The following is a 25,177-nucleotide window of genomic DNA, read 5'->3' on the forward strand; positions in this document are numbered from 1 at the left end:
CTCCAACGGCACGGCCTCGGCGTGCCGGCCCAGGTTGCTGAAGGTTCTGGCGAGGTTGCCCAGGCGGAGGGCGGTGGTGGGGTGGTCGGCGCCCAAGGCCGCCTCGCTGATGGCCAGCGCCCCCTCCGCCAACGGCACGGCCTCGGCATACCGCCCCAGCTCACTGAAGGTGGTGGCGAGGTTGCCCATGCGGTTGGCGGTGGTGGGGTGGTCGGCGCCCAGGGCTGCCTCGGTGATGGCCAGCGCCCGCTCCTCCAACGGCAGAGCCTCGGCATACCGCCCCAGATCACTGAAGGTGGCGGCGAGGTTGCCCAGGCGGAGGGCGGTGGTGGGGTGGTCGGGGCCCAAGGCCGCCTCGCTGATAGCCAGCGCCCGCTCCTCCAACGGCACGGCCTCGGCGTGCCGGCCCAGGTTGCTGAAGGTTCTGGCGAGGTTGCCCAGGCGGAGGGCGGTGGTGGGGTGGTCGGCGCCCAGAGCCGCCTCGCTGATGGCCAGCGCCCGCTCCTCCAACGGCAGGGCTAGCGAGGCTTGGCCGCGAGCCCTGAGATAGAACGCTGATTGGCCCAGCAGCGCAGCGAGGTTGGCGGGCGTTTCCGTGTCGGCACAGTGTGTGTTCACTGCTTGCATGTGGGACAACAACACCTGCCACGCTGGCCAGGTCTGCACCTCCCCGGGACTACCCGATGGCATCGCGGCGCACAGGAGGTTCAGCGCGGCTTCGTATGGATGGGGACTGCTGGTCAGCTGTGACCGGCGAAGCAGTCTCCATACCCGCCTGAGCTGTGATTTTCGGGCGGGTGGGGGTGTGGTGCTGCGCAGTACGGTTTGCACGAGGCGGTGGACGGTGACCGTGTGCTCGGTGAGGGTGATCATGCTATAGGCAGCAAGGATGCCCAGGGCTTGGTCCACTTCTCGCGTGGCGGGCAGGGCCGGGGCGAGCACCCGGCGGGGCAAGGAGTCGGGCGCACAGTAGGACAGGATCTGCAACAACTCGACCGCGTGCGCGTCCTGGGCTTGTATGGCGTCGAGGGTGACGCTCCACAATCGTGCGATGGTGCGCTGCTGCGGGTCGCCGGGAGTGGTGGCGGCCAGTACCCCGGCCGGATCGGCGCGCAACTGTGTGAGGTAGTCCGCAGGGTTGGTGCGGGTCTGTGCCAAGTAGGCGCCGGCCTGTTGCAGGGCCAGCGGCAGATATCCGAGTTCCTCGGCCAGCTCGGCGAACCCGGCAGTATCACTGCCAGTCTGACGTCCGGCGATCTCCTGAAGGACGCTGAGGGAGGCTTCAGGTGACAGGGTGTCGAGGCGCAGGGGGGTGCCGAGGTCGCGCCAGGGAAGATCGCGTCGGGTGGTGAGCAGGGTCTGACCGGTGGACAGCCGGCCGAGATAGGGGGCCAGGTCCGCGGGTTCTTCCACATTGTCGAAGACCAGCAGCCATCCGGTGCGGCCCTGCAGCCACGCGACGGCCCAGGCAGCACCCTCGTCCAGCGGCAGCGCGGCGTGCACAGGATCGGCCGCCGTGGCCAAGGATGCCAAACCAGCCGTGACCGTGGCGGCCGAGGACGCCTCGACCCACCACACCGGCCCCTGCCCAGCTGCCAGGCGCGCACGGGCATGATGCAGAACCAGGGTGCTCTTGCCGACTCCGCCCATGCCCCGCACGGTCTGTGTGACGATTCCCGCCCCCGTCGACGGCAGGGCGCCCAGCGCAGCAAGCGCGCCTTCACGGCCCTCGAAGACACGACTGTCAGGCGCAGGAAGATTGTTCAGCTGAGGTATCGCCTCGTCCGGTACCGCGGCCTGCAACGCGCCAGGCGGTATGACGAGAGTGCGTTGCTCGACCTGCGCCTGATCGCCAGTGACGACGATGCCGGAGCTGCGGCCGACAGCAGCGGAGCGGTCTCCTGACGCGGGGGGTGTGGGTGCGTCGGTCATCGCTGAACGTTGCCGTTGTCTCCCGTGATGATGATCCCGGAATTGTCCTGCGTTGCTACCGACCGCTCACCCGATGCCGTTGACGTACCCGCGGCCGGCGCCGTAGGCGAGGTGGAGGAACCAATCAGCGACGCAGCCCAAGCCCCCAGGACCCCGGCGAGCACTGCGCCAGCCCCCGCACCCGTCCCGATCCGCGTCGCCTGATCCCACGGCAACAACAGATCACCCAGCAGCACACACAGCCCGAACACCACCAACGACCCAAGCACCACCAGCAACCAACGCCCCGTCCGACCCACCTGACGCCCCCTCACACGCGCGGACGCCCATCATCCCACCCCACCAAGCCCAAACCACCCCGAACGCGCATCTCAAGGCCACAGCACCATCCCAGTCATGGCGTACACAGACCAATGGCACAACGTCCGATTGAACGCCTCTTACATCGCGCCCCGGCCTGCATCCCGATCGCGCCGCCTGGCAGCGTGACCTCAAGCGCTCACCGGCCCGTGTCCAGTGGGATCCCGAACGCGATCTGCACCTGCGCCCCCTGCCGCACCGCTCGCTGCAACTAGGACTCTCGGGCGAGGCATCGTCGCGTTACGCGAACGAGTGGATCGCGTCCATCCGCGACGTGACCCCCCTCGCCCACGAGATCCACGCACGCGTCAGCAGCGGCGACCTGGACGCAGCGACCCGATTGCTCCCCCAGGAACACAGCTACCCCACCGGCGACGAACCACTGGCCCACCTGCGTTCCTGACCGGCAATCCGGACACCACAGCTGGCTTCACTCACCCGCAACAGGGACGCTGGCCGTCCCACCTGCGAGGAGCAGCGCGCCGACAGAGCTCACAGTCGCGCCGACGGCATGGAAGAGGTCTGTGAACGCGGCTTGGTGATCCACGTCATCCGGTCGCGCTTCCAGGAGGACGGGAAGCGGCCGTCGCGGGCGGCCGGGCGGCCGATTCCGGGGCGGTAGGCCTGGTAGACGGTGATCGTGGTGTCGGTGTGGCGGGCGCGGACCTGGAATCTCGGGGCGGCGGCGGTCTGCGGCGCGGTCTCCACCGCGCCGAGTTGATGTCGTTCGTTCACGGGCCCAGCCTTGCCGCAGCGCACCTCGCACAGCCACCGAATTTCGCGCCGCGCGCCCGGCGCGTCACCCGTCGGCCGACCGTGCGCCGCGCCACGGTCGTCCAACATCCCCCCGCACTCCCCTTGGCTCCCCGCCCGGCACCCCCGAAACTGAGCCGATGACGCAGCGTGTGGAGCTTGCGACCGTGATGGACCGGATGGCCGTGGACGAGGTCGTCACCGACTACGCGGTGGCCGTGGACGACGGCGACTGGGAGGCGTACCGGGCACTGTTCGCGCCGGGTGGGCGGGCCGACTACCGGTCGGCCGGCGGGATCGAGGGGCACGCGGCGGACGTCGCCGGATGGCTGGCGCGGACGATGCGGACGTTCCCGATGCGCCAGCATCTGATCGTCAACCGCCGGATACGGTTCGGGATCCTGGAGCGCGACACCGGCGACACCGCCCTCGTCCAGGCCGACTACATCAACCCCATGAGCACGCTCGGCGACGGCCCGGCCGTGCCCGACTTCGTGTGCGGCGGCCGGTACGCGTTCGCGCTGGTCCGGACGTACGACGGGTGGCGGCTGCGCGAGGTGGTCGTGCACGAGAAATGGCGGCGCCTGACGGACCGCGCCGGGACTCCTGTGATCAACTGAGCCGGTCGGACCGGGCCTCGTCACGGGGCGCTTTCCGGCCGCGCGCCCTGTACCGAGATCGTCGGGCGCGTGACACTGGAGGCCACGGGGTAGGGAGGCGTCGTATGAGGACGTTCGGGCACTGGCTCACCTCCCCGTGGCGAAGGTCGCTGCTGGCGGCGCTCGCCGGGGCGCTGCCCATGCTCGCCTTCCCGGCCCCGGCCCTGTGGTGGTTCGCCCCCGTGGCGCTGGTCCCGTGGATCCTGCTGGCCCGCACGGCGCCGACCGCGCGCAGAGCGGCGTACGACGGCTGGTCCGGCGGGTTCGGCTTCATGCTGGCGGTGCACCACTGGCTGGTGCCGAACCTGCATGTGTTCACCTTCGTCGTCGCGGCCCTGCTCGGCGCGCTCTGGGCCCCCTGGGGCCTGCTGGTGCGCCGCTTCCTGGCGGGCACGCCGGGACCCGGCCGGATCACCGGCGCACTGCTCGTGCTGCCCTCGGCGTGGCTGGCGGTGGAGCTGGTGCGCTCCTGGGAGGGGCTGGGCGGCCCGTGGGGCATGCTCGGCGCCAGCCAGTGGCAGGTGGCCCCCGCACTGCGGCTCGCGTCGGTCGGCGGTGTATGGCTGCTGAGCCTGCTGCTGGTGGCGGTGAACACGGCCGTCGCCGCGCTGGTCGTGAACCGCGCGGCCCGGCTGCCCTCGCTCGCCGCGCTGCTCGTCACGGCCGCCGTCGCCTCGGCCGCCTGGATGTGGGCGCCCCGTCCGGACACCGACGGCCGCGTCAGGATCGCCGTGGTCCAGCCCGGTGTGATCCAGGGCGCCGGCAGCCCCGACCGCCGCTTCGACCGCGAGGAACAGCTCACCCGGGCCCTCGTCGGACAGCGCCCCGATCTGATCGTGTGGGGCGAGAGCAGCGTCGGCTTCGACCTGCGCGACCGGCCCGACCTGGCCCGCCGGGTCGCGGCGCTGTCCCGGGCGACGGGCGCCGGGATACTCGTCAACGTGGACGCGCGCCGCTCCGACCGGCCCGGCATCTACAAGAGCTCGGTCCTGGTCGGCCCCGAGGGCCTCACCGGCGACCGCTACGACAAGATGCGCCTGGTGCCCTTCGGCGAGTACGTGCCCTTCCGGTCCGTGCTCGGCTGGGCCACCTCCGTCGGCGAGGCGGCCGGCGAGGACCGGCGGCGCGGCACCGAACAGGTCGTGATGGACGTGGGCGGCCTGCGCGTCGGCCCGATGGTCTGCTTCGAGTCGGCCTTCCCCGACATGAGCCGGGCGCTCACCGCGGACGGTGCCCAGGTGCTGATCGCCCAGTCCGCCACGTCGACGTTCCAGCAGAGCTGGGCACCCGAGCAGCACGCCTCGCTGGCCGCGCTGCGCGCCGCCGAGACCGGCCGGCCCATGGTCCACGCGACCCTGACCGGCGTCTCCGCGGTGTACGGGCCGGACGGCTCCCGGGCCGGCCCGTGGCTCGGCACCGACACGGCGGCCGGCCGGGTGTACGACGTGCCACTGGCCTCCGGCACCACGGCGTACGTCCGCTTCGGCGACTGGCCGGTGTACGCGGCCCTGCTGGTGCTGGCCGCGCTGTGCGGCGCGGAGGGCGTCCGGGCGGTCCTCAGGCGCCCGCGGCGGAACGCTCCTGAACCGCGCGCACGACCCGCTCGCACAGCTCGTGAGTGGCCAGCGCGTCCCGTGCGCTGAGCACCCGCCCCTCGCGGACGGCGTCCAGGAAGCCCAGCACCGCCTGTTCGATGCCCCGCTGGCGGGCCACCGGCACCCAGTCGCCGCGCCGCCGCACGGTCGGCTGGCCCTTGTGGTCGATCACCTCGGCCAGGTTCAGCACCTGGCGCTTGGTGTCCTGCCCGGAGACCTCCAGGATCTCCTCGTTGGAGCCGCTGAGCCGGTTCATCACGCCGAGCGCGGTGAAGCCGTCCCCGGCGAGCTGGAGCACGACGTGGTGCAGCAGCCCGTCCCGCACGCGCGCGCGGACCGTGACGTCGTCGACGGGGCCGGGCGCCAGGAAACGCAGGGTGTCCACGACGTGGATGAAGTCGTCGAGGATCATCGAACGCGGTTCCTCGGGCAGCCCGACACGGTTCTTCTGCATCAGGATCAGCTCGCGCGGATGGTCCGCGCACTGCTCGTAGGCGGGCGCGCAGCGCCGGTTGAAGCCGACCGCGAGCGACACACCGCGCTCCTCGGCGAGGGCGACCAGCCGCTCGGAGTCGGCGAGTTCGTAGGCGAGCGGCTTGTCGACGTACGTCGGTACGCCCGCTTGGAGCAGCCGGGTGACGATCTCGGGGTGCACGGTCGTGGGCGCGTGCACGAACGCGGCGTCGAGGCCCTCGGCGATCAGCGCGTCGAGGTCGCGGTGCCGCTGCCCGGCGGGCAGGTGCAGGCTGTCGCCGACCTGGTCGAGGGTGGCCGGGGTGCGTGTCTGGAGGTGCAGCTCGATCCCGGGCTGCGCCCCGAGCACCGGCAGATACGCCTTCTGCGCGATGTCGCCGAGTCCGATGCAGCCGACCTTCACGAGGTACTCCTTAGACGTTTGCCTGCCGTGCCTGCCCTGCCGGGCAGCATACGGCGGTGTGGCCCGGCCGACGACACGCCGGGGGCGGGAAAACGGCTGGTGGCGGGGCGGCCGGCCGGGTGACGATGGGCGCATGACGAGCATCCGCGACCTGCCCGCCCCGGCCGCCGACGAACGCACGATGCTGGAGGGCTGGCTGGACTTCCACCGCGCCACCCTCGCCCGCAAGTGCGCGGGACTCACCGACGAGCAGTTGCGCTCGGCGTCGGTGCCGCCGTCCGAGCTGACCCTGATGGGGCTGGTGCGGCACATGGCGGACGTGGAGCGCATCTGGTTCCGCCACGTGCTGACGAACGACTCCCCCGGGCCGATCTACTTCAGCGACGAGGACCCCGACGGCGAGTTCCATCTCACCGAGGCGGACACCTGGCAGGAGGCGCACACCACCTGGCAGGGCGAGCTGGAGGTGGCCCGGCGCAACGCGGCCGGGTTCGGCCTGGACGACCTGTCCAAGGGCCGCACACGGCACGGCGACGTGCCCAGCCTGCGCTGGATCTACACCCACATGATCGAGGAGTACGCCCGGCACAACGGCCACGCGGACCTCCTGCGCGAGCGCATCGACGGCTCCACCGGCTTCTAGGCCCTGTCGTCAAACTCCCGCGGGATCTCCGCGGCGTCGCGACGCCCGGCACGCTCGCGCCGCGTCACCCGGCGGGTGCCCGCGCCCTCCGTACGGGGCCGGAGATCACCCGTGCGGGGCATCCTGCGCCTGTCCGCCGTCCCGGGAGGCGGCGGAGCCACCAGAGTTGCGCGGGTGCATCGAACGACGACCACCGCAACGCTCCTGGTCACCGTGGCTGTCTCGGCCCTCACCGGCTGTGTGACGGTCCAGCGCCCCGTGGCGCCCGGCCCCGCGACGACACCGGCCCAGCCCGCGTCGCCCCGTCCGGACGGTCACCCCGGGCCGCAGATCGTCCAGGCCCCGGCCCGTGAGGCACTGGAGCTGGCGGGCCGCCGTCCGCCGACGCCGCCCCCGTCGCCCGCGCCGCGCGCCTCCGGGCCGCCCGCCGCGGCCCGGAACACACCCGCCGGGCCACCCGCGGCCCCGCGCACCCATGGCCCCGGCCGCGCACACCCGCAGCCCCACGCGAACAAGCCCCACCGCTCCCGCCCCGCCGTACCTCCCATGGAGCTGTCGGACGTCTCGAAGTCCGTCCGGGAGAACACCGACGTCTGCGCGCTCGGCAGAAGGTACGGCGGCTGGCGCGCGGACAGCCCGGAGGCGAGGGCGTGCGAGCAGGTGTACGGACGCTGAGATCGCCGTCGGGCGGACAGCCCGGAGCTCCGGTGTCCGGCGTCCCCGGCGTCTCCGGGGCGAAGCACGGCCTACGGCCGTCGCGGCGCTCCCCACGGCTCCCCCGGCGGGTCCTCCCCGCCCTCCTGCGCCAGCCGCCGCTCCAGACGGCCGATCGCGGCGCGGACGCCCTCCCCGTAGCCGTCGTCGGCCAGGCACTCCGCCGCGGTGCGGGCACGGCGGAGGTGGGTGCGGGCGGCGTCGGGCCGGTCGAGCCGGACGTAGTCGGCGGCCAGGTTGAGGTGCAGGGAGGGGTAGAGGGCGCGGACCGCAGGGGCGCCCTCGTGGGCGGCCAGCCGGTCGTCCGTCAGCTCCTCGGCCGCCGTGAGGGCCCGCAGGTCCCAGGCCAGTTCCGCGTCGGGGTCGTCCTGGGTGTCGGCCATGTAGTGGGCGAGGGTGCAGCGGTGCAGGGGGTCGCCGTCCTGGCCGATCTCGGCCCACAGGGCGAGGAAGCGCCCGCGGGCCTCCTCGCGGTCGCCCGCGTGATGCAGCATGACCCCTTGGCCGATCCGGGTCATCACGGCGTCCGGCGCCGCCTGTTCCTGTCGCTCCGCCACCAGGCCGCCCTTCGCAGGTTCCCAGGTCCCGACGCCGCTCCGCACGGATCGCGCCGGACAAGCTCGACGCTCCGAACGCTAACCGCAGCGCCCTCCGATCCCGGCCAGGCGGGCCCGTACGGCGCCCGTACGGCACGCCGGTGCCGCCCCGGGCGCGGTACGGAACCGGCCCGGGGCGGTGCGGGTCAGCCGAGGTTCGGGATGCGCCAGTCGATCGCGGCGTGGCCCTGCGCGGCGACGGCCTCGTCGATCTGGGTGAAGGGCTGCGAGCCGAAGAACTTCTTCGCGGACAGCGGGGAGGGGTGAGCGCCCTTCACCACGACGTGCCGGGACTCGTCGATCAGGGGGAGCTTCTTCTGCGCGTAGTTGCCCCACAGCACGAACACCGCCGGGTCGGGCCGCCCGGCCACCGCGCGGATCACCGCGTCGGTGAACTTCTCCCAGCCCTTGCCCTTGTGGGAGTTGGCCTCACCGGCGCGGACCGTGAGCACCGCGTTGAGCAGCAGGACGCCCTGCTCGGCCCATGGCATGAGGTAGCCGTTGTCCGGGACGGGCAGGCCGAGCTCCGCCTGCATCTCCTTGTAGATGTTCCGCAGGGAGGGCGGGGTCTTCACACCGGGCCGCACCGAGAAGCACAGGCCGTGGCCCTGGCCCTCGCCGTGGTACGGGTCCTGGCCGAGGACGAGAACCTTCACCTCGTCGAAGGGGGTGGCCGCCAGCGCGGCGAACACCTCCTCGCGGGGCGGGTACACGGGACCGTTCGCCCGCTCCTCCTCGACGAACTCCGTCAGCTCCTTGAAGTAGGGCTGCTGGAGCTCGTCGCCCAGGACCCCGCGCCAGGACTCGGGCAGCATGGCGGTGTCGGTCACGTCAACTTCCTTACGGTGTGCGGTCGGTTCCAGAGTTACCAGGACTTCCAGTACTCAGAACCTACAGGCGCCCACTGACAACGGGGCCCGGTACCGCACACCCGCCGGTGCCCCGGCCCGGCCCGGAGGCCGGTGCCGGGCGGTCTACCAGCTCGTCTTCCGGGAAAGCTGCCACATCATCATGATCGAGGACGGGTCGAGGGCCTGGGCCCCGCCGGAGATGTCCTCGTTCGCGGCGACGTACTGCTTGCCCTGCCACAGCGGCAGCAGCCGCGCGTCGTCGGCGAGGAGCTGCTGGGCCTCCTCGAAGTCCCGCTTGACCTGCCCGCGGTCGCTCTCGCGGCGCGAGCGCGGCAGCAGGGTGCCGGTGATCTCGGGCGCCGTGTAGGGCGTGCCGAGGGCGTTCTCGTCGCCGACGAACGGGGCGATGAAGTTGTCCGGGTCGGGGAAGTCGGGGGACCAGCCACGGCCGAACACCGCGTACTCACCCTTCTGGTAGCCCCCGACGTAGGTCTTCCACGGCCGGCTCTTCAGGGTGATCTCGAACAGCCCGGACGCCTCCAGCTGCCGCTTGAGCTCCTTGAAGACCACGGCGGTCTCGGAGCCGTAGCGGTCGGTGGTGTACCAGAAGGTCAGCGGCACCTTCTCGTTGATGCCGGCCTCTTTGAGGATCTTGGAGGCCTGCTCGGCGTCGGGGTCGCCGAAGCTGTCGAAGTAGACGGTGGTGTGGCCGGTGAGGCCGGTGGGGACCATGGAGTACAGCGGGTCCACGGTGTCCTTGTAGATCTTGTGCGAGATGGCCGACCGGTCGACGATCTGCGCGACGGCCTTGCGGACGGCGGCCTTGCCCGCCCACTCATCCTTGGGGTTGAACACCACGTAGCTGATGTCCATGCCGCTGCCCTCGACGAGCTGGAGGCCGGCGCTCTCGTTCTTGATCTGGAGGGAGACGACGTCGTCGGCGGCGAGACCTCGGTAGGTGACGTCGATGCGCTTGTCCCGCAGGGCACTGACCATGGAGGCCGAGTCCTGGAAGTAGCGGATCGTCACCGCGTTGTTGCGGCGCTCGGCGCTGCCCTTGTAGTTCTCGTTGCGGACCAGGACGGCCTTGTCGTTCTCGGAGTACGAGTCGAGCTTGTAGGGGCCCGAGCCGTCCAGGCGCCCGTCCTCGCGCAGCGCGTCGGCCGGGTACTTGTCCGGGTTGACGATCGACAGCGCCGGGGTGGCGAGCACGAACGGGAAGGTGGCGTCCGGGGTCTTGAGGTGGAACAGCACCTGGTCGTCGCCGCGCGTCTCCACCCGCTCCAGGCTGCCGAGCAGTCCCCACGGGCCGGTGTCAGCCTTGATCTTGAGGATGCGGTCCACGGAGTACTTGACGGCCTCGGCGTCCAGCGTGGAGCCGTCGGAGAACTTCAGCCCGTCCCGCAGTTTGCAGCGGTACGTGGTGTTCGAGGTGTCCGTGAAGGCGCACTTCTCGGCCGCGTCCGGCTCGGGCGAGGTCGAGCCCTCCGAGTAGCTGAGGAGGGTCTGGTAGACGTTGCGGAACAGCTCCCATGAGCCGTCCCAGGAAGCGGCCGGATCCAACGTACTGGGGGCACTGGTGGTCCCCACCACGATCGGGCCCTGGTCGTCGTCGCCGCCGTCGGAGAACAGGCTGCATCCGGTTGCCAGGGATATGGACGCGATCGCCGCGATACTCCGCAGGAATCGGTTCCGGTTGAACACGCGCACGCTCCTCGATCTGCCATACCAAGGGTCGGCAGACCCTACCGCGTCGTCGAGGCCCGTAGGAGCGCTCAAACATAACGTAGTTGACACCTTCAAGAATGACTACGTTGTCATCACTCTGGGCAGCGCCGTTACGACTCGTTTGACACCTTTCGGCGAAGACACGGGCGCCGTTTCCGTCAACCGGAATCCGTCACACTCGACGGTCCGGAAGGGAAACGGCGCCCGGGTCCTTCACGCCCTCGGGGGCCGGCGCGTCAGGCGACGCCGGCGTTGAGGAAGATGCCGCCGTCGACGACGAGCGTCTGGCCGGTGACCCAGGCCGACTGCTCCGAGGTCAGGAACGCGGTGGCACCGCCGATGTCCGAGGGCACACCGAGACGGCCCAGCGGGTAGGCCGCGGCGGCCTCCGCCTCCCGGCCCTCGTACAGGGCCTCGGCGAACTTGGTCTTCACCACGGCCGGGGCGATCGCGTTGACCCGCACCTTGGGCGCGAACTCGTGCGCCAGCTGCACGGTCAGGTTGATCATCGCGGCCTTGCTGATGCCGTAGGCGCCGATGAAGGGCGAGGGGGCGAGACCGGCCACCGAGGCGATGTTGACGATCGCGCCGCCGTTGTCCTTCTGCCAGGCGTGCCAGGTCTTCTGGGCGAAGCCGAGCGCGGAGACCACGTTGGTCTCGAACACCTTGCGTGCGACGTTCAGGTCGAGGTCGGCGATCGCGCCGAACACCGGGTTGGTGCCGGCGTTGTTCACCAGGTAGTCGACCCGCCCGAAGGCCTCCATGGTGCGCTCGACGGCCTGGGCCTGGTGGTCCAGGTCGTGCGCCTTGCCGGCGACACCGATGGCGCGGTCGGCGCCGAGCTTGTCGACGGCCTCCTTGAGCGCGTCCTCGTTGCGGCCGGTGATGCAGACGCGGTCGCCGCGGGCGATCAGGGCCTCGGCGACGCCGTAGCCGATGCCCCGGCTGCCGCCGGTGATCAGCGCGACCTTGCCCGAGAGTGCGGGAAGTTCAGTCATGTCCGTGCTCCTGATCGCTAGTCGAGCGGGCCGCCGGCCACGTACAGCACCTGGCCGGAGACGAATCCGGCGGCCTCGCCGGTGAAGAAGGCGACGGCGTTGGCGATGTCGTCGGGCTCGCCCACGCGCGCCACGGGGATCATCGTGGCGGCCGCGGCCTTGAAGTCCTCGAAGCCCATGCCGACCCGCTCCGCGGTGGCCGCGGTCATGTCGGTGGCGATGAAGCCCGGGGCGACGGAGTTGGCGGTGATGCCGAACTTGCCGAGCTCCTTGGCCAGGGTCTTGGTGAAGCCCTGGAGGCCGGCCTTGGCGGCGGAGTAGTTGGCCTGGCCGCGGTTGCCGAGCGCGGAGGACGAGGAGAGGTTGACCACGCGGCCGAAGCCGGCGTCGACCATGTGCTTCTGGATGGCCCGGGTCATCAGGAACGAGCCCTTGAGGTGCACGTTCATGACGATGTCCCAGTCCGAGACACTCATCTTGAACAGCAGGTTGTCGCGCAGGACGCCGGCGTTGTTGACGAGGATCGTGGGCGCGCCCAGCTCCTCGACGACGCGCGCGATCGCGGCCTCGACCTGGGCCTCGTCGGAGACGTCGGCGCCGATGGCGACGGCCCGGCCGCCCGCGGCGGTGATCTTCTCGACGGTGTCCTTGCAGGCGGCCTCGTCGAGATCGATCACGGCGACCGCGCGGCCCTCGGCCGCCAGACGTACGGCGGTCGCCGCACCGATACCGCGCGCGGCACCGGTGACTACTGCGACCCGCTGCTCAGTGGTGGACATTGCTGGATCTCCTCGCCCTTGAGAGACGTGACGTGCGGTGAGCGACCGCTTAGTACCTTCAGCAGTCGAGACGCTAGAAGCCATGACACTCCGTGTCAACGCCACACGGCGCCATGTGATCCATTACCCGCCGCGCCCTCCCTTGCCGACGGATGCGCGGGAAACCCGCCGACGGTCGCCCGATCGCGGGCAGCGTCGAACGCCCGGTCGACCTCGGGGGGCGCGGGACCGGCGTGGGCGGGCGGACGGGGACCGCGGGGCGGCGGGACGACGGGGCGGCCCGCCGGTGCGGCGGCGGGAGGACAGGGCAGCCTGGAACCGGCTGCCCGTCAGCGCGGCGGCGGGGCGACCCGGCTGCCTGGGACCTGCGGTCCGTCAGCGCACCAGCAGCTCCAGCAGTCGCCGCGTCTCCGCCTCCGGGTCCGCAGTGAGGCCGGTGTGGACCGGGCCCGGCTGGACGATCGTGGAGCGGGGGGCGACGAGCCAGCGGAAGCGGGGGCCGGGGGCGTCGGCGGCCGCCTGGCCCGCCGAGGGGCCGCCCTCGCAGACACTCTCGACCGCGCGCAGCGCGGCACGCACCCCGGCCAGGTCGGCCCGGGGGTCCAGGGCGAGGAGGCGGGACTCGTCGAGGTGGGTGAGCGCGGCGAGGTAGGACCTGGCGCGGCAGTAGACGATCACGCCCGCGTTGACGCACTCGCCGCGTTCGATGCGCGGCACGACCCGCAGCAGGGCGTACTCGAACACCTCGCGGTCGCCGCCCTGTCCGGCCCGGGTGAAGTGGCGCTCGGTGATGTGCCCGGCGACATTGATCCGGGTGTCGCTCACTTGATCCCCTCGATCCGTTCGTGAATCACGGCCGCCCGTTCGAGCAGCGGCTCGGCGTAGGCCCGCCGCAGCGCGTCGGCGGAGTCGAAGCCGGGCTCGCCGGCCAGCCACACCTCGGGGATCTCGGCCGTCACCTCGGCGAGCAGGTCCTCGGTGACCCTCGGTGCCAGGTCGGCGGCAGCCGCAGCCACGTCCGGGGCGAAGGAGGCCAGCGCGTGGTCGGAGGCGTCGTAGGGCCGGGCGGCGGAGGCCAGGGCGCCGGGCCAGTTGTGGTGCCAGATCACGGTCGCGCCGTGGTCGATCAGCCACAGCTCGCCCTGCCGCATCAGCAGGTTGGGGTTGCGCCAGGACCGGTCGACGTTGTTGACCAGCGCGTCGAACCAGACGATCCGGCCCGCCTCGCGCGCGTCGACCGCGAAGGCGAGCGGGTCGAAGCCGAGGGCGCCGGACAGGAAGTCCATGCCGAGGTTGGTGCCGCCGCTGGACCTCAGCAGGTCCTGCACCTGCTGCTCGGGTTCGCCGAGGCCGAGGAGCGGGCTCAGTTCGACGGTGACCAGGCCGGGCATCCGGAAACCGAGCCTGCGGGCCAGTTCGCCCACCACCACCTCGGCGACGAGGGTCTTGCGGCCCTGTCCGGCGCCGCTGAACTTCAGGACGTAGGCGCCGCCGTCGTCGGCCTCGACCAGCCCCGGCAGCGAGCCGCCCTCGCGCAGCGGCGTGATGAACCGGGTCGCGATGACTTCCTTGAGCATCGCCCCAGGTTACTGGGGCGTTCACGTCCGCCGGGACGCGCCCCGGCGGACCGGGCGGTACGTTCGGGTGACGACACGCGTGGCGGCTGAACGAGGGCGCCGCGCGGGCCGTAACCCTTTACGGAACCAGGTGACGTCAGGTGAAGGGAACGGCAATGACCAGCGAATCGGTTCAGCCCGCGACGGGCCCGGCCCGGCGCACCGTCATGGCGGCGGCCGGGGCGACGGGGATCGCCGTCGCACTGACCGCGTGCGGGTCCGGCGACGACGGAGGCGGCGACGGCGGTAAGGAGACAGGTGCGGGGACGGGCGCGGGGACCGTCCTCGGCAAGACGTCCGAGATCCCCGAGGGCGGCGGCAAGGTGTTCGGGGACGCCAAGGTGGTGGTGACCCAGCCGACCGCGGGCGAGTTCAAGGCTTTCTCCTCGACGTGCACCCATCAGGGCTGCCAGGTCAAGGAGATCGCGGACGGGATCATCCACTGCCCCTGCCACCAGAGCGAGTTCTCGGTGACGGACGGCAGCGTGAAGAAGGGTCCGGCGACCAAGCCGCTGCCCGCGGAGCAGATCACGGTCGACGGCGACACCATCACCCTGGTGTGAGGATCAGCCCCGGCGGGGCCTCTTGAGGGCGCTCAGCACGTCGTCGGTGGTGGCGAGGGTGGCCACCAGCGCGAGGGTGTTGCGGATCATCGCGGACGTGTACGCGGCGGGCACCCCGGCGATCGCGTCGGTCGGGACGACGGCGGTGTAGCCGAGGTTCACCGCGTCGAAGACGGCGTTGGGGATCGCCACGTTGGCCGAGACGCCGGTGACGACGAGCGTGCGGCAGCCGAGGTTGCGCAGCAGCGCGTCGACCTCGGTGCCGTGCAGCGGCGACAGCCCGTGCAGCCGCCGTACGACGAAGTCCTCCTCGGCCGCCTCGATCGGCGGGGCCACGCGTACCGCGGTCGTGCCGGACAGCTGGCGCACGGGCAGTCGCTCGGCGGCCCGGAACAGCCGCGCGTTGCGGTTCGCGCCGCGTCCGTCGGGACGGCGTTCGGCCAGGGCGTGGATCACCTGCACACCGCTGGAGCGGGCCGCCGTGACCAGCTGGGCGATCCGGTGGAGCGCGCCCGACGCCCTTGCCTCGCGGGCGAGTTCGGGCAGCGCGGCGTCCGGGCCCACCACACCCTGCTGGCACTCGACGGTGAGCAGGACGGTCGACGCGGGGTCCAGGATCTCGCGCAGGGCGTCGTACGACGGCATGGCACTCCCCCTTGTCACCGGCGGCCGGTCGGGCGAGAGTAGCGGCCGTTGCGTACGGGCGGAAGACGAGCCATGCTCTGTTCTGACGGACCGTCAGCTCCGCGGTGGGCGGAGGCGATCGCGAGGCCGGAGGGATTGGCATGGCCGTGACCCAGCGCCGGGGCCGGAGGATCATGATGTCGGCCGAGGAGACGGACGCCTTTCTCGCCGCCGAACGCACCTGCCGGGTCGCGACCGTGTCCGCCGACGGCGCCCCGCACGTCAGCCCGCTCTGGTTCGCCTGGGACGGCGACGCGCTGTGGCTGTACTCGATCACCCGCAGCAAGCGCTGGGCCGACCTGCGCCGCGACCCGCGCGTGGCCGTCACGGTCGACGCCGGGCACGACTACGACGAACTGCGCGGTGTCGAGCTGACCGGCCGGGTGGACGTCGTGGGCGAGGTGCCGCGAACCGGTCTCGAGGCCCCCGAACTCGTCTCCGTGGAGCGGCTGTTCGCCCGCAAGTACTTCGCGATCGACGAACTCCCGCACGACGGGCGGCACGCGTGGCTGCGCCTGGTTCCCGAGACGGTCAGGTCGTGGGACTTCCGGAAGCTGGCGTCGCCGCGGTAGTCCCCGACACGGACTCCCCTGCCGCACGCAGCGCCCGTACCGCGGCCCGGATCGAGGGCCTGCGGTCGGCGTCCGCGCGCCACACGACGTAGACGTGCCGCCGCACCCGCTGGCGCAGCGGCACGGTCACCACGCCCTCGGGCATGGGGTGCCGGCCGAGCAGCGGCGCGATGCACACCCCGAGGCCCGCTGCGACCAGCCCGAGCTGGGTGTGCGTCTCGGCCGCGCGATGGCCGACGATCGGCTCGACGCCCCGGGAGCGCAGCGTGAACATCAGCCACTCGTGGCAGAACTCCCCCTCGCCCCAGGTGATCCACTCGTCCTCGGCGAACTCCCCGAGGTCCACCTCGTCGCGGCCGGCGAGCCGGTGCCCGGCGGGCATCGCCACATCGGCGGGATCGTCCAGGATGGGCGCCTTGACCAGGCCGTCCGGCAGCGGCATCGGCTTGTTGTACCAGTCGAGCACGACCGCCAGGTCGAGATCGCCGCGCACCACGGCCCGGATGCCGTCCTCCGGTTCCAGCTCGCAGGAGCGCACGCGCAGACGGGCGTGCTCGGCGCGCAGGGCGGCCAGCGCGGTCGGGAACAGCCCGCGCGCGGCCGTCGGGAACGCCGACAGCCGCAGCTCACCGGCCACCTGTCCACGCTGCGCCTCCAGATCGGACTGGGCGAGCTGCACCTGCGACAGGATGCGCGCCGCGTGCTCCGCCAGCAGCCGGCCCGCGTCCGTGAGCCGCACACCCCGCCCGTGCCGGGCGAGGATCTGCTGCCCGACCTCCCGCTCGAGCTTCGCCATCTGCTGCGAGACGGCCGAGGTGGTGATGTGCAGCCCCTCCGCGGCGCCGCTCACCGAGCCGTGCCGCGCGAGGGCGTCGAGGGTGCGCAGGCGCTCCAGGTTCAACATATAAGCGATGCTACGAGATAACGGGCGCGTATTCTCGATTGTGCTAAGAGATCGTCCGGCGGCATCGTGGTCCCCATGACGACCGCCCGCACGCCCGCGACGACCCGGCCCACCGGCCCGGCCGGACCGGAAGCCACACCCGCCCGCTCCCGCCGCACCCTCGACTGGCGCCTGCGTTTCGCCGGGCTCTCCCTGATCTGGGGCTTCAGCTTCCTGCTCATCAAGGTGGGCACCGACGGCTACGCCCCCTTCCAGGTCACCCTCGGCCGCCTGGTCTTCGGTACGGCGGTGCTGGCGGCCGCGATGGCGGTGAAGCGGGAGCGGCTGCCGCGGGGCGCGCGGACCTGGGGGCATCTGGCGGTCGCCGCGCTGCTGCTCAACGCGCTGCCGTTCTCGCTGTTCGCCTACTCCGAGCTGACCATCCCCTCGACCCTGGCCGGCATCTGCAACGCCACCTCACCGCTGTGGGGCATGGCCCTGTCCCTGGTCGCCCTCTCCGAGGACCGGCCGACGCGGCTGCGGGTCGCCGGGCTGGGCATCGGCTTCCTCGGGGTGCTGACGGTGCTGGGCGCCTGGCAGGGCTTCGCCGGGCTGGACGCGACCGGCACGGGCCTGGCGCTGCTCGCCTCCTTGAGCTACCCCGTCGGCTGGATCTACGTCCGCCGCACGCTCGCCCGTGCCGGGCACTCGCATCTGTCCCTGACGGGCGCCCAGTTGCTGATCGCCACCCTGCAACTGGCCGTCGTGACACCGCTGTTCACCTCCCTGCCGACCCGCTTCGCGCCCGGCCCGCTGCTGGCGATCGCCGCCCTCGGCGCCCTCGGCACGGGGCTGGCCGTCCTGATCCAGTACGGCCTGGTCGACGAGGTGGGCCCGACGACGGCCCAGATGGTCACGTACTTCATCCCCGTCATCGCCACCGCCGCCGGGGTCGCCCTGCTCGGCGAGTCCCTGGCCTGGTCGACGCCGGTCGGCGCGGTGATCGTGCTGGCGGGCGCGGCGCTGACGCAGGCGCGGCCGCGGGCGCGGGACTGAAGCGGGCAGGGCCGCGGGCGCGCGACCGACGCGGGCGGGCGCGGGAGGCACTTCCCGGGTGCGGGAGAGCCACGCATCCAGGCGCCTGCGGCCCAAGGCCGCCGCCCGACCCTCCTCAGACGTACCGCCGCCCCTCCCCCGCCCCCACCGCCGAGGCGATGGCGTCCGCGAGCGGACCCGTCTCGTCGGCGGTCAGCGACGACACGGTGATCCGGATGCCGGGCGGCGACTTCAGCCGGAAGCGCGCGCCGGGCGCCACCGCCCAGCCCGCGTGCAGCAGCCGGGCGACCGCGCCGGTCTCGTCCGGCACCGGGATCCAGACGTTCATGCCGGTGCGCCCGTGACCTATGACGCCCCGCTCGGCGAGCGCGGCGATCAGCGCGTCCCGGCGCCGCCCGTAGGCCGCCGCGACGGCACCCGCGTCCACCGCACCGTCGGCCCACAGCCGCACGACCGCGCGCTGGGTGATCCGGCTGATCCAGCCCGGCCCCAGCCGCTGCCGCCCGCGGACCCGACCGAGGGTGACCTCGTCGCCCGTGAGCACGGCGAGCCGCAGATCGGGGCCGTAGGCCTTGGCGGCGGACCGTACGAGCGCCCAGTGCCGGGTGGTGCCGGCCAGCGGGTGCAGCGGCAGGTCGACGATCCGGTGGCCGTGGTCGTCCTCGATCAGGAGGGTGCCGGGATGCTCCCGGAGCACCTCGCGCAGGGCACGCGCGCGAGGGGCCGTCACGGCGGCGCCGGTCGGGTTCTGCGCCCGGCAGGTGACGATCAGGGCACGCGCCCCGGCCGCCAGGGCCGCGCGGACGTCGTCGGGGAGCGGCCCGTCGTCGTCGACGCCGACGGGGTGCAGGCGCAGCCCGAGCGCCGGGACGAGGTCGAGGACGCTGCCCCAGCCCGGGTCCTCCACGGCGACGGTGTCGCCGGGCTTGAGGTGGGCGGCGAGCACCCGTTCGATGGCGTCGAGGGACCCGGAGGTGACGGCCACCGGCCCGGCCGGTACTCCGTCGGCGTCCAGGTCGGCGCGCGCCGAACGGGCCAGCTCCGGCTCGACCTCCGCGTCCCCGTACAGCACCGGCCGCCGGTCGCCCTGCTCGGCGGCCGCCGCGAAGGCCGGGGCGAGCGCGGGCAGCAGGGCCGGGTCCGGGTTGCCGTTCGCCACGTCGCGTACGCCCTCGGGCACGTCGACGCGGATGTACTCGCGCCCGCTGGTGGCGGGCCTCGGCCGCACCCTGCTGCCGCGACGGCCGTGGGTCTCGATGACACCGCGTTCACGCAGGACGCGGTAGGCGGCCGCGACGGTGTTGGGATTCACCCCGAGGCGTTCGGCCAACTCGCGCATGGGCGGCAGCAGTTGACCCGGCTCCAGCTCACCCGCGGCCACCGCGCGCTCGACGCTGGCAGAAATCTCCGCTGCGCCCCGCCCTGCGATCCGATATTCTCCTAGCACAAACGCAATTATGCACTAGTGCAATGGAGAACGCCATGCAGGGGACCTCGCAGCCGACGGCACCCGCCGCCTACACGCCGACCGACCGCACGGTCCCCACCCGTTCCGCGGAACGCGCCGCCTACGACAAGGAGCTGGTGCACGCGATATTGGACGAGGGCTATGTCTGCCACCTCGGCTTCGTGCGCGAGGGTGCCCCGGTGGTGCTGCCCACCCTGTACGGCCGGGTCGGCGACCGCCTCTACGTGCACGGTTCGACGGGTTCGCGCCCGCTGCGGATGACCGGGCAGGCGGATCCGGGACTGCCGGTGTGCCTGACGGTGACCCATGTCGACGGACTGGTGCTGGCGCGCTCGGCCTTCCACCACTCGATCAACTACCGCTCGGTGGTGGTGCACGGCGTCGCCCACGACGTGACCGACCCCGAGGAGAAGCGGGCCGCCCTCGACGCGCTCGTCGACCACGTCGTACCCGGCCGCGCCGCCGACTCCCGGCCCGCCAACAAGAAGGAACTCGCCGCCACGGCCGTCATCCGCCTCGATCTGGACGAGGTCTCCGCCAAGGTCCGCACCGGAGGGGTGAACGAGGAGCCAGAGGACTACGCCCTGTCCCACTGGGCCGGTGTCGTACCGCTCCGCAAGGGCTACGACGCCCCGCTGCCCGACGCCGGACTCGCCCCCGGCTCCGGCCTGCCGGACTACCTGACGGCGATGCTCTGATGCTCGTCCACCCCTGGGACGCGCCCAAGGAGGACGCCGAGTGGCAGCGCTGGCTGGCCGTGCACGACTTCGGCCAGCTCGCCGTCAACGGCCTGCCCGGCGAGCCGCCGCACGTCCAGCCCCTGCACTTCGCCTACGACGCCGGGCGCGGCGACGCCGTGACCCATCTGGCCCGCCCGAACCCGCTGTGGCCCGCGCTGGAGGCGGCCCCCGACGTCGTGCTCAGCGTGGTCGACGACTATGTGTACGTGCCCGGCCCCTGGCAGGCCGTCCCCGGCACCCCGCCCGAGCACGGCACGCCGACCAGCCTCTACGCGGCGGTCCAGCTGCGCTGCCGGGCGCGGATCGTCGACGACCCGGAGGAGAAGGCCGCGCTGCTCGCCCGGCAGATGGGGCACTTCCAGCCCGAGGGCGGCTCGGCGCCGGTGGTGGCGGGTGAGGCACCGTACGGCCGGATGCTGCCGGGCATCCGCGGGCTGCGGCTGGAGGTGACCGGCGTCCGGGCGAAGTTCAAGTACGCGGGCAGCAAGGCGGCCGTCGTCCAGGACCGGATCGCGGAGCACCTCGCCGGACGGGCGGGTCCGCGGGACGGGGCGGCCCGCGAGCACGTGCTGCGCAGACGGCCGGCGTAGTCCGACGTAGGCGGGCGTGGAGGCGGGCGTGGGGGCGAGTGTGGAGGCGTCGGCTGCGACCGCGAGGCGCCCCCGTCGGTCTCGCCCGCTAGGACCCCGTCCCCCGCGAGGAGAGCTCGCGGTCCTCCCGCTCCCGCGCGCCGCCGCTCGCCACCGCCTCGGCGGAGCCCTTCGCCGGGGTGGAGGACTGGGCGATGAAGGCGCCGACCAGGACGACCAGGCCGCCCACCACCTGCGGGGCGGAGAGGTGCTCCCCCAGCAGCACCCAGGCCAGGACCGTGGCGATGACCGCTTCCAGACAGGCCACGACCCCGGCGACCTGCGGCGAGAGCCGCCGGACCGAGACGACGCCGGTGACGTACGCGACGACGGTGGCGATCAGCACGATCCAGGCCAGCAGGGCCACGGCCGGCACCTCGGTGCCGTCCATCTCGGCGGTGCCGCCCAGCACGGACCAGTCCATCCCCCACGGCCTGGCGATCACGGTCAGCACGGCGGCGCCGATCAGCAGGCCGTAGGCGATGACACCGAGCGGATCGGGGGCGTCCTCGCCGGAGTCGCTGCCCTGGTCGGCCAGCACGAAGTAGCCGACCTGACAGCAGGCCGCGCCGAGGGCCAGCAGGAGTCCGAACGCGTCGAAGCCCAGGCCGGACCAGACCTCGACCACACAGGCGAGACCACCGGCCGCGAGCACCACCCCGAACGCGGCGGCACGTGTCACCGGCCGCCGCTGGACGAACCGCACCCAGCCGAGCACCAGCGCGGGCGCGAGGTACTCCACGAGCAGCGCGACCCCCACCGGGACACGGGAGATGGCGGCGAAGTAGAAGGCCTGCACACCGGCCACGGCGAGCAGTCCGAACCCGGCGAGCAGCGCGGGACGGCGGCGCAGCAGCGCCCGGTGGCGCACCGCGAGCGGCAGCATCACCAGGGCGGCACCGGCCACCCGTAGCCACACCACGTGCAGCGGGTCCAGGCCCGCCTCGATGAGCGGCTTGGCCGCGACTCCGGACCCACCGAAGGCGAGGGCCGAACCGAGGGCGAGCGCGAGGCCCACGCCCTTCCCGCCGCCACCCGCACTGCTGCTGTTCGTCTGCACCGGCACATGATGACAGGCGACGACATGAGCGTCACCCCCGATGACACCTGTCTCAACCGATGGACCTCAGAGCGTCAGAGCGTCAGATCGCCCTCGAGCCCCTGGGCGGTCGCCTCGAGTCCTTGAGCCGTCGCCTCGATCCGCAGGAGCAGCTCGCGCGCGTCGATCCCGGCGCGGGTGAGCACCTCGACGGCGCGCGACTGCGGGTCCGCGACGACCGCCGCGAGCAGGTCGAGCCCGCGTACGGGCGCGTCACCGCGATCGGCGGCACGCGCGCGTGCCTGCTCGAGCGCAGCCGAGGCCGGCGGAGAGCAGCCCGCGGCGCCGCTCACCACGGGGACGGCGCCGGAGTCCTCCACGGTGCTCTGCCAGCGCAGCCCGTAGCCGATGCTGCGCTGGACGAGATAGCCGAGCAGCCGGGCGACCTGCGCCTCACCCTCGAAGGCGGCACTCACCTCGGGGTCGGACTCCAGCAGCGAGTGCAGCACATGGGCGGTGTCGATCTGCCGGTCCCCGTCGCGCAGGGCCCTTCTGCGGGCGCCCGCGAGCACCGCCACGAGCTCGGCGCTGAGCCCGGCGGCGTCGTCCTCTGCGCGCCGGCCGGCCTGGTCGCCGGTCGACTGGCGGGGAATACGGGGTTGCACGTCCTCCACCCCATCAGCCCCGGCCGCCGCGGTCATCCCCGGCTGGGAGCATTCTCGGGTCCCACGGGGAGTGGACAAGGGCGCCCGCTTTCTCCTCCTCGGGGATGAGATCAGGCCAGTCCTCAGGAAGGGGCGCGCGCCGATTTGCCTCACGCCCCGCAGGCAACCAGGCGACCCACGCCGCACGTCACTGCTCCATGTGGAGAGCCGGTACTGGCTGGTGGAGCTGCCTGCCGTCGACGGCAGGCAGTACGTGTACCGGGTGTACGCCCCGGAGGACGCGCTGCTCGCCGATCTGTTCTGGGACGCCTGGCACTGCCACGACGAGGGCCCCCACCCGCGCGCCTGGGACGTGTTCGACGCCGCGCTGATCCGCAAGGTGGGCTGATCCGCAAGGTGGGCTGATCCGCAAGGTGGGCTGATCCGAAACATGGACCGAACCGTCGGGTGGGCCGAACCCGCGCCCCGCGCAGACTTCCTGACGGTTCATCAGTATTGAAGGTTCACGCCTCCGGAGCTACGTTCCGCGACACCGCAGCCCGACACGAAGAGGTGGTCGCATGGCCGAAGTCAGCGCTCAGGCACGGATCGAGGCACCCGCGGAGAAGGTGTGGGAGCGGCTCACCGACTGGTCCGCCTACGCCGAGTGGAACGCGACCCACACGGGCTTCCCTTCGGGCGGACCCGCGGCCCTGGCGGTGGGCGTGACGTTCATGGAGAACATGAAGCTGATGGGGTTCCCGGCCGAGGTCGAGTGGACCGTGGCCGAACTGGAACCCGCCCGGCTGCTGGCCATCCGGGGCAAGGGCCCGATGGCGGTCGCCCTCGTCACGCGCTACACCCTCAGCCCGGAGGGCGGGGGCACGGCGGTGCGGATCGACGGGGAGTTCACCGGTGCCGCCGTCTCGCTGATGGCGGGCCGCCTCAAGGACTCGGCGACGGCCGCGCTGGAGGAGTCGCTGCGCAAGCTGGGCGGCCTGGTGACGTGAGGGCGCCGGAACGCGGCGGGCGCCCCGCGGCGTACACCGCGGGGCGCCCTGAGGGACAGTACCCACCGGAGCCCGGCCTCAGCCCTCGTCGGGCTCTCAGTCCTCGTCGGCCAGGATGAGGTACAGCTTCTTGCGGGCCTCGTTGATGACCCCCAGCGCCTTCTCGCGCTGCTCCTTGCTGCCGGTCTTCCAGACCTGCCCGAAGGCCTCCATGAGGCCGAACCCGGCCTGGCGGATCTCGCCGAGGGCCTCCCAGTCGACGCTGCGCCCGGCCTCCTCCCAGGGGGCCTCGGGGCCCTCCTCGGCGACGGCACGGCCGGCCTCGGTGAGGGAGAACAGCTTCTTGCCGCCCTCGCTCTCGCTGACGATCAGGCCCTCGTCCTCCAGCAGCTGGAGGGTCGGGTAGACCGAGCCGGGGCTGGGCCGCCAGGCCCCGCCGCTGCGCTCGCCGATCTCCTGGATCATCTCGTAGCCGTGCATGGGCCGGTCCCTGAGCAGGGCAAGGATCGAGGCCCGTACGTCACCGCGTCGCGCCCTCCCCCTGGGACCTCCTCGCCCGCGGCCGCCCCAGGGGCCGAAGCCGGGCCCCCCGGGGCCGAAGCCCGGCCCTCCCGGCCCGAACGGACCGAAGGCCGCCCGCTGCCCCTCGAAACCCTGCCGGCCACGCCCGAAGGGACCGTCCGGCCTGCATCCACGCTCGAATCCATGGGTACGCATCACAACCACTCCATTCCATCGTTGATCTGTCGCGATGCTTCAACGATATATCGGAACAGTTCGTTCGACAACCCTTCATCGGTCCAGAGAGGGTGAATTGGCCTTGGCCTGCGGGTTCGTCCCGCGGCTACGGTTCGTGCCCATGCGGATTCGAATCATCGACGCCTTCACCGACCGCCCCTTCGCGGGCAATCCGGCCGGTGTCCTGCTGCTGGACGCCTTCCCGGACGACGCGCGGATGCAGAGGATCGCGATGGAGGTGAACCACGCCGAGACGGCGTTCGCGCACCCCCTTCCGGAGGGCGGCGAGGCGGACTGGGCCCTGCGGTGGTTCACGCCGGTCGCCGAGGTCGCGATGTGCGGCCACGCCACCCTCGCCACGGCCCACGCGCTCGCCGCCACCGGCACGCAACTGGGTCCCGTGCGGTTCGCCACCCGCAGCGGGGTGCTCGTGGCGACGCCCGCTGAGGACGGCTGGATCACCCTGGACTTCCCGACCGCGCCGCTCACCCGCGTAGCGGTCCCGGACGGCATCGCCGAGGCCCTCGGCGCCGAGCCGCTGAGCTGCTTCGACACCGGACCGAACGTCGGCGACCTGCTCGTCGAACTGCCGGACGAGAAGACCGTCCGCACCCTGCTCCCCGACCTGCGGGCCCTCGGCGCGCACTCCGAGCGCGGGATCATCGCCACCGCCCGCGCCGAGGACCCGGCCCGCGACCACGACTTCGTCTCGCGCTGCTTCTTCCCCAACGTCGGCATCGACGAGGACCCGGTCACCGGCAGCGCCCACACCGCGCTCGCCCCGTTCTGGTCCGAGCGCCTCGGCCGCACCGAGCTGACCGGGCTGCAGGCCTCGCCCCGCTCGGGTCTGGTGCGCACCCGCCTGCTGGGCGACCGCACCCTGCTGACCGGCCGCGCGGTAACGACGATCGACGGCGAGCTCCTGGTCTGAACACGGCCGCGGGGGGGGGGGGGGGGGGGGGGGGGGGGGGGGGGGGGGGGGGGGGGGGGGGGGGGGGGGGGGGGGGGGGGGGGGGGGGGGGTGGGTGGGGGGGACGGCAACCAAAGGGG

27 protein-coding genes and 2 pseudogenes are annotated in these 25,177 nt (G+C 72.5%); 13 read left to right on the forward strand and 16 right to left on the reverse strand.

All coding sequences use genetic code 11. The features are described 5' to 3' along the window. A partial coding sequence (locus ACZ6SQ_RS34835) for a tetratricopeptide repeat protein (protein ID WP_469569361.1) occupies positions 1-1,932 on the reverse strand: 1,932 nt, incomplete at its 3' end. Positions 1,933-2,386: 454 nt separating this feature from the next. Between ACZ6SQ_RS34835 and ACZ6SQ_RS34840 the strand changes: the two are divergent. Next, positions 2,387-2,695 (forward strand): annotated as a pseudogene (locus tag ACZ6SQ_RS34840) (DUF4291 family protein); the annotation flags it as partial. A 137-nt stretch (positions 2,696-2,832) separates the two neighbouring features. Here ACZ6SQ_RS34840 and ACZ6SQ_RS34845 read toward each other — a convergent pair. Then, positions 2,833-3,000, reverse strand: a pseudogene (locus ACZ6SQ_RS34845) (DUF4291 family protein); the annotation flags it as partial. A gap of 185 nt (positions 3,001-3,185) precedes the next feature. Between ACZ6SQ_RS34845 and ACZ6SQ_RS34850 the strand changes: the two are divergent. After that, positions 3,186-3,665, forward strand: coding sequence for a nuclear transport factor 2 family protein (locus ACZ6SQ_RS34850; RefSeq protein ID WP_469569363.1), 480 nt, complete (start codon positions 3,186-3,188; stop codon positions 3,663-3,665). Positions 3,666-3,769: 104 nt separating this feature from the next. Then, positions 3,770-5,347: an apolipoprotein N-acyltransferase gene (lnt, locus tag ACZ6SQ_RS34855; RefSeq protein ID WP_469569365.1), complete on the forward strand. Its 1,578-nt coding sequence runs from the start codon at positions 3,770-3,772 to the stop codon at positions 5,345-5,347. Here the strand turns inward: lnt and ACZ6SQ_RS34860 are convergent. Then, entirely contained in the window at positions 5,262-6,176 is a 915-nt protein-coding gene (locus tag ACZ6SQ_RS34860; protein ID WP_469569367.1) for a Gfo/Idh/MocA family protein, read from the reverse strand. The genes lnt and ACZ6SQ_RS34860 overlap by 86 nt on opposite strands. A 133-nt stretch (positions 6,177-6,309) precedes the next feature. On the opposite strand from ACZ6SQ_RS34860, the gene ACZ6SQ_RS34865 reads away from it, so the two are divergent. Beyond that, positions 6,310-6,819, forward strand: a complete 510-nt coding sequence (locus tag ACZ6SQ_RS34865; RefSeq protein ID WP_469569369.1) for a DinB family protein — start codon at positions 6,310-6,312, stop codon at positions 6,817-6,819. A 174-nt stretch (positions 6,820-6,993) separates the two neighbouring features. Beyond that, positions 6,994-7,494 carry a hypothetical protein gene (locus ACZ6SQ_RS34870; RefSeq protein ID WP_469569372.1) on the forward strand — a complete coding sequence of 167 codons (501 nt, stop codon included), beginning with the start codon at positions 6,994-6,996 and terminating at the stop codon, positions 7,492-7,494. A gap of 71 nt (positions 7,495-7,565) precedes the next feature. On the opposite strand, the gene ACZ6SQ_RS34875 is transcribed toward ACZ6SQ_RS34870, so the two are convergent. The 7 genes from ACZ6SQ_RS34875 to ACZ6SQ_RS34905 all read right to left on the reverse strand — a co-directional run bounded on the left by ACZ6SQ_RS34875 (position 7,566) and on the right by ACZ6SQ_RS34905 (position 14,062). Further along, positions 7,566-8,090, reverse strand: coding sequence for a hypothetical protein (locus tag ACZ6SQ_RS34875; RefSeq protein WP_469569375.1), 525 nt, complete (start codon positions 8,088-8,090; stop codon positions 7,566-7,568). A 185-nt stretch (positions 8,091-8,275) separates the two neighbouring features. Continuing rightward, positions 8,276-8,959 carry a uracil-DNA glycosylase gene (ung, locus tag ACZ6SQ_RS34880; RefSeq protein WP_469569378.1) on the reverse strand — a complete coding sequence of 228 codons (684 nt, stop codon included), beginning with the start codon at positions 8,957-8,959 and terminating at the stop codon, positions 8,276-8,278. 144 nt (positions 8,960-9,103) lie between these two features. Further along, a complete protein-coding gene (locus ACZ6SQ_RS34885) occupies positions 9,104-10,684 on the reverse strand; it encodes an ABC transporter substrate-binding protein (RefSeq protein ID WP_469569380.1) in 1,581 nt (526 codons plus the stop codon). 260 nt (positions 10,685-10,944) lie between these two features. Beyond that, positions 10,945-11,706, reverse strand: a complete 762-nt coding sequence (locus ACZ6SQ_RS34890; RefSeq protein ID WP_389322043.1) for an SDR family oxidoreductase — start codon at positions 11,704-11,706, stop codon at positions 10,945-10,947. Positions 11,707-11,723: 17 nt separating this feature from the next. Further along, complete coding sequence (fabG, locus tag ACZ6SQ_RS34895) at positions 11,724-12,485, reverse strand: 3-oxoacyl-ACP reductase FabG (RefSeq protein WP_386383611.1); 762 nt, start codon at positions 12,483-12,485, stop codon at positions 11,724-11,726. Positions 12,486-12,860: 375 nt separating this feature from the next. After that, positions 12,861-13,277 (reverse strand): DUF3037 domain-containing protein, encoded by a 417-nt coding sequence (locus tag ACZ6SQ_RS34900; RefSeq protein ID WP_469569452.1) that lies wholly within the window; start codon positions 13,275-13,277, stop codon positions 12,861-12,863. A gap of 29 nt (positions 13,278-13,306) precedes the next feature. Next, positions 13,307-14,062, reverse strand: a complete 756-nt coding sequence (locus tag ACZ6SQ_RS34905) for a HipA family kinase (RefSeq protein WP_469569383.1) — start codon at positions 14,060-14,062, stop codon at positions 13,307-13,309. A gap of 155 nt (positions 14,063-14,217) precedes the next feature. Here ACZ6SQ_RS34905 and ACZ6SQ_RS34910 point away from each other — a divergent pair, with 155 nt between their 5' ends. Beyond that, on the forward strand, positions 14,218-14,664 hold the full coding sequence (locus ACZ6SQ_RS34910) for a Rieske (2Fe-2S) protein (RefSeq protein ID WP_469569386.1): 447 nt from the start codon (positions 14,218-14,220) through the stop codon (positions 14,662-14,664). A gap of 3 nt (positions 14,665-14,667) precedes the next feature. Here ACZ6SQ_RS34910 and ACZ6SQ_RS34915 read toward each other — a convergent pair whose 3' ends face one another. Further along, the gene (locus ACZ6SQ_RS34915) at positions 14,668-15,309 is read right to left on the reverse strand and encodes a cysteine hydrolase family protein (protein ID WP_469569388.1); all 642 of its coding nucleotides are present in this window, start codon (positions 15,307-15,309) and stop codon (positions 14,668-14,670) included. A gap of 140 nt (positions 15,310-15,449) precedes the next feature. Here ACZ6SQ_RS34915 and ACZ6SQ_RS34920 point away from each other — a divergent pair, with 140 nt between their 5' ends. Continuing rightward, positions 15,450-15,920 carry a pyridoxamine 5'-phosphate oxidase family protein gene (locus tag ACZ6SQ_RS34920; protein WP_469569390.1) on the forward strand — a complete coding sequence of 157 codons (471 nt, stop codon included), beginning with the start codon at positions 15,450-15,452 and terminating at the stop codon, positions 15,918-15,920. Here the strand turns inward: ACZ6SQ_RS34920 and ACZ6SQ_RS34925 are convergent. After that, on the reverse strand, positions 15,880-16,824 hold the full coding sequence (locus ACZ6SQ_RS34925; RefSeq protein ID WP_469569393.1) for a LysR family transcriptional regulator: 945 nt from the start codon (positions 16,822-16,824) through the stop codon (positions 15,880-15,882). The genes ACZ6SQ_RS34920 and ACZ6SQ_RS34925 overlap by 41 nt on opposite strands. Positions 16,825-16,899: 75 nt before the next feature. Here ACZ6SQ_RS34925 and ACZ6SQ_RS34930 point away from each other — a divergent pair, with 75 nt between their 5' ends. Next, positions 16,900-17,859: a DMT family transporter gene (locus ACZ6SQ_RS34930; protein ID WP_469569395.1), complete on the forward strand. Its 960-nt coding sequence runs from the start codon at positions 16,900-16,902 to the stop codon at positions 17,857-17,859. Between the two features lie 115 nt (positions 17,860-17,974). On the opposite strand, the gene ACZ6SQ_RS34935 is transcribed toward ACZ6SQ_RS34930, so the two are convergent. Further along, on the reverse strand, positions 17,975-19,306 hold the full coding sequence (locus tag ACZ6SQ_RS34935) for an aminotransferase class I/II-fold pyridoxal phosphate-dependent enzyme (RefSeq protein ID WP_469569398.1): 1,332 nt from the start codon (positions 19,304-19,306) through the stop codon (positions 17,975-17,977). A gap of 35 nt (positions 19,307-19,341) precedes the next feature. On the opposite strand from ACZ6SQ_RS34935, the gene ACZ6SQ_RS34940 reads away from it, so the two are divergent. Both ACZ6SQ_RS34940 and ACZ6SQ_RS34945 read left to right on the forward strand, forming a co-directional pair. Beyond that, positions 19,342-20,025: a pyridoxamine 5'-phosphate oxidase family protein gene (locus tag ACZ6SQ_RS34940; RefSeq protein WP_469569401.1), complete on the forward strand. Its 684-nt coding sequence runs from the start codon at positions 19,342-19,344 to the stop codon at positions 20,023-20,025. Then, positions 20,025-20,657, forward strand: coding sequence for an FMN-binding negative transcriptional regulator (locus ACZ6SQ_RS34945; RefSeq protein ID WP_469569403.1), 633 nt, complete (start codon positions 20,025-20,027; stop codon positions 20,655-20,657). The genes ACZ6SQ_RS34940 and ACZ6SQ_RS34945 overlap by 1 nt, the downstream gene beginning before the upstream one ends. Before the next feature lie 88 nt (positions 20,658-20,745). On the opposite strand, the gene ACZ6SQ_RS34950 is transcribed toward ACZ6SQ_RS34945, so the two are convergent. Then, complete coding sequence (locus ACZ6SQ_RS34950; RefSeq protein ID WP_469569406.1) at positions 20,746-21,762, reverse strand: EamA family transporter; 1,017 nt, start codon at positions 21,760-21,762, stop codon at positions 20,746-20,748. Between the two features lie 68 nt (positions 21,763-21,830). Continuing rightward, positions 21,831-22,400 (reverse strand): hypothetical protein, encoded by a 570-nt coding sequence (locus ACZ6SQ_RS34955; RefSeq protein WP_469569408.1) that lies wholly within the window; start codon positions 22,398-22,400, stop codon positions 21,831-21,833. Positions 22,401-22,599: 199 nt separating this feature from the next. On the opposite strand from ACZ6SQ_RS34955, the gene ACZ6SQ_RS34960 reads away from it, so the two are divergent. Together ACZ6SQ_RS34960 and ACZ6SQ_RS34965 are read left to right on the forward strand one after the other, a co-directional pair. Then, positions 22,600-22,788: a hypothetical protein gene (locus ACZ6SQ_RS34960; protein ID WP_469569456.1), complete on the forward strand. Its 189-nt coding sequence runs from the start codon at positions 22,600-22,602 to the stop codon at positions 22,786-22,788. A 172-nt stretch (positions 22,789-22,960) separates the two neighbouring features. Next, positions 22,961-23,389: a type II toxin-antitoxin system Rv0910 family toxin gene (locus ACZ6SQ_RS34965; RefSeq protein ID WP_386383591.1), complete on the forward strand. Its 429-nt coding sequence runs from the start codon at positions 22,961-22,963 to the stop codon at positions 23,387-23,389. A gap of 96 nt (positions 23,390-23,485) precedes the next feature. On the opposite strand, the gene ACZ6SQ_RS34970 is transcribed toward ACZ6SQ_RS34965, so the two are convergent. Beyond that, positions 23,486-24,106 carry a PadR family transcriptional regulator gene (locus ACZ6SQ_RS34970; RefSeq protein WP_469569410.1) on the reverse strand — a complete coding sequence of 207 codons (621 nt, stop codon included), beginning with the start codon at positions 24,104-24,106 and terminating at the stop codon, positions 23,486-23,488. Between the two features lie 142 nt (positions 24,107-24,248). Here ACZ6SQ_RS34970 and ACZ6SQ_RS34975 point away from each other — a divergent pair, with 142 nt between their 5' ends. Then, entirely contained in the window at positions 24,249-25,058 is an 810-nt protein-coding gene (locus ACZ6SQ_RS34975) for a PhzF family phenazine biosynthesis protein (protein ID WP_469569412.1), read from the forward strand. Positions 25,059-25,177: the final 119 nt, after the last annotated feature.

Source organism: Streptomyces sp. NPDC048600 (assembly GCF_055587025.1).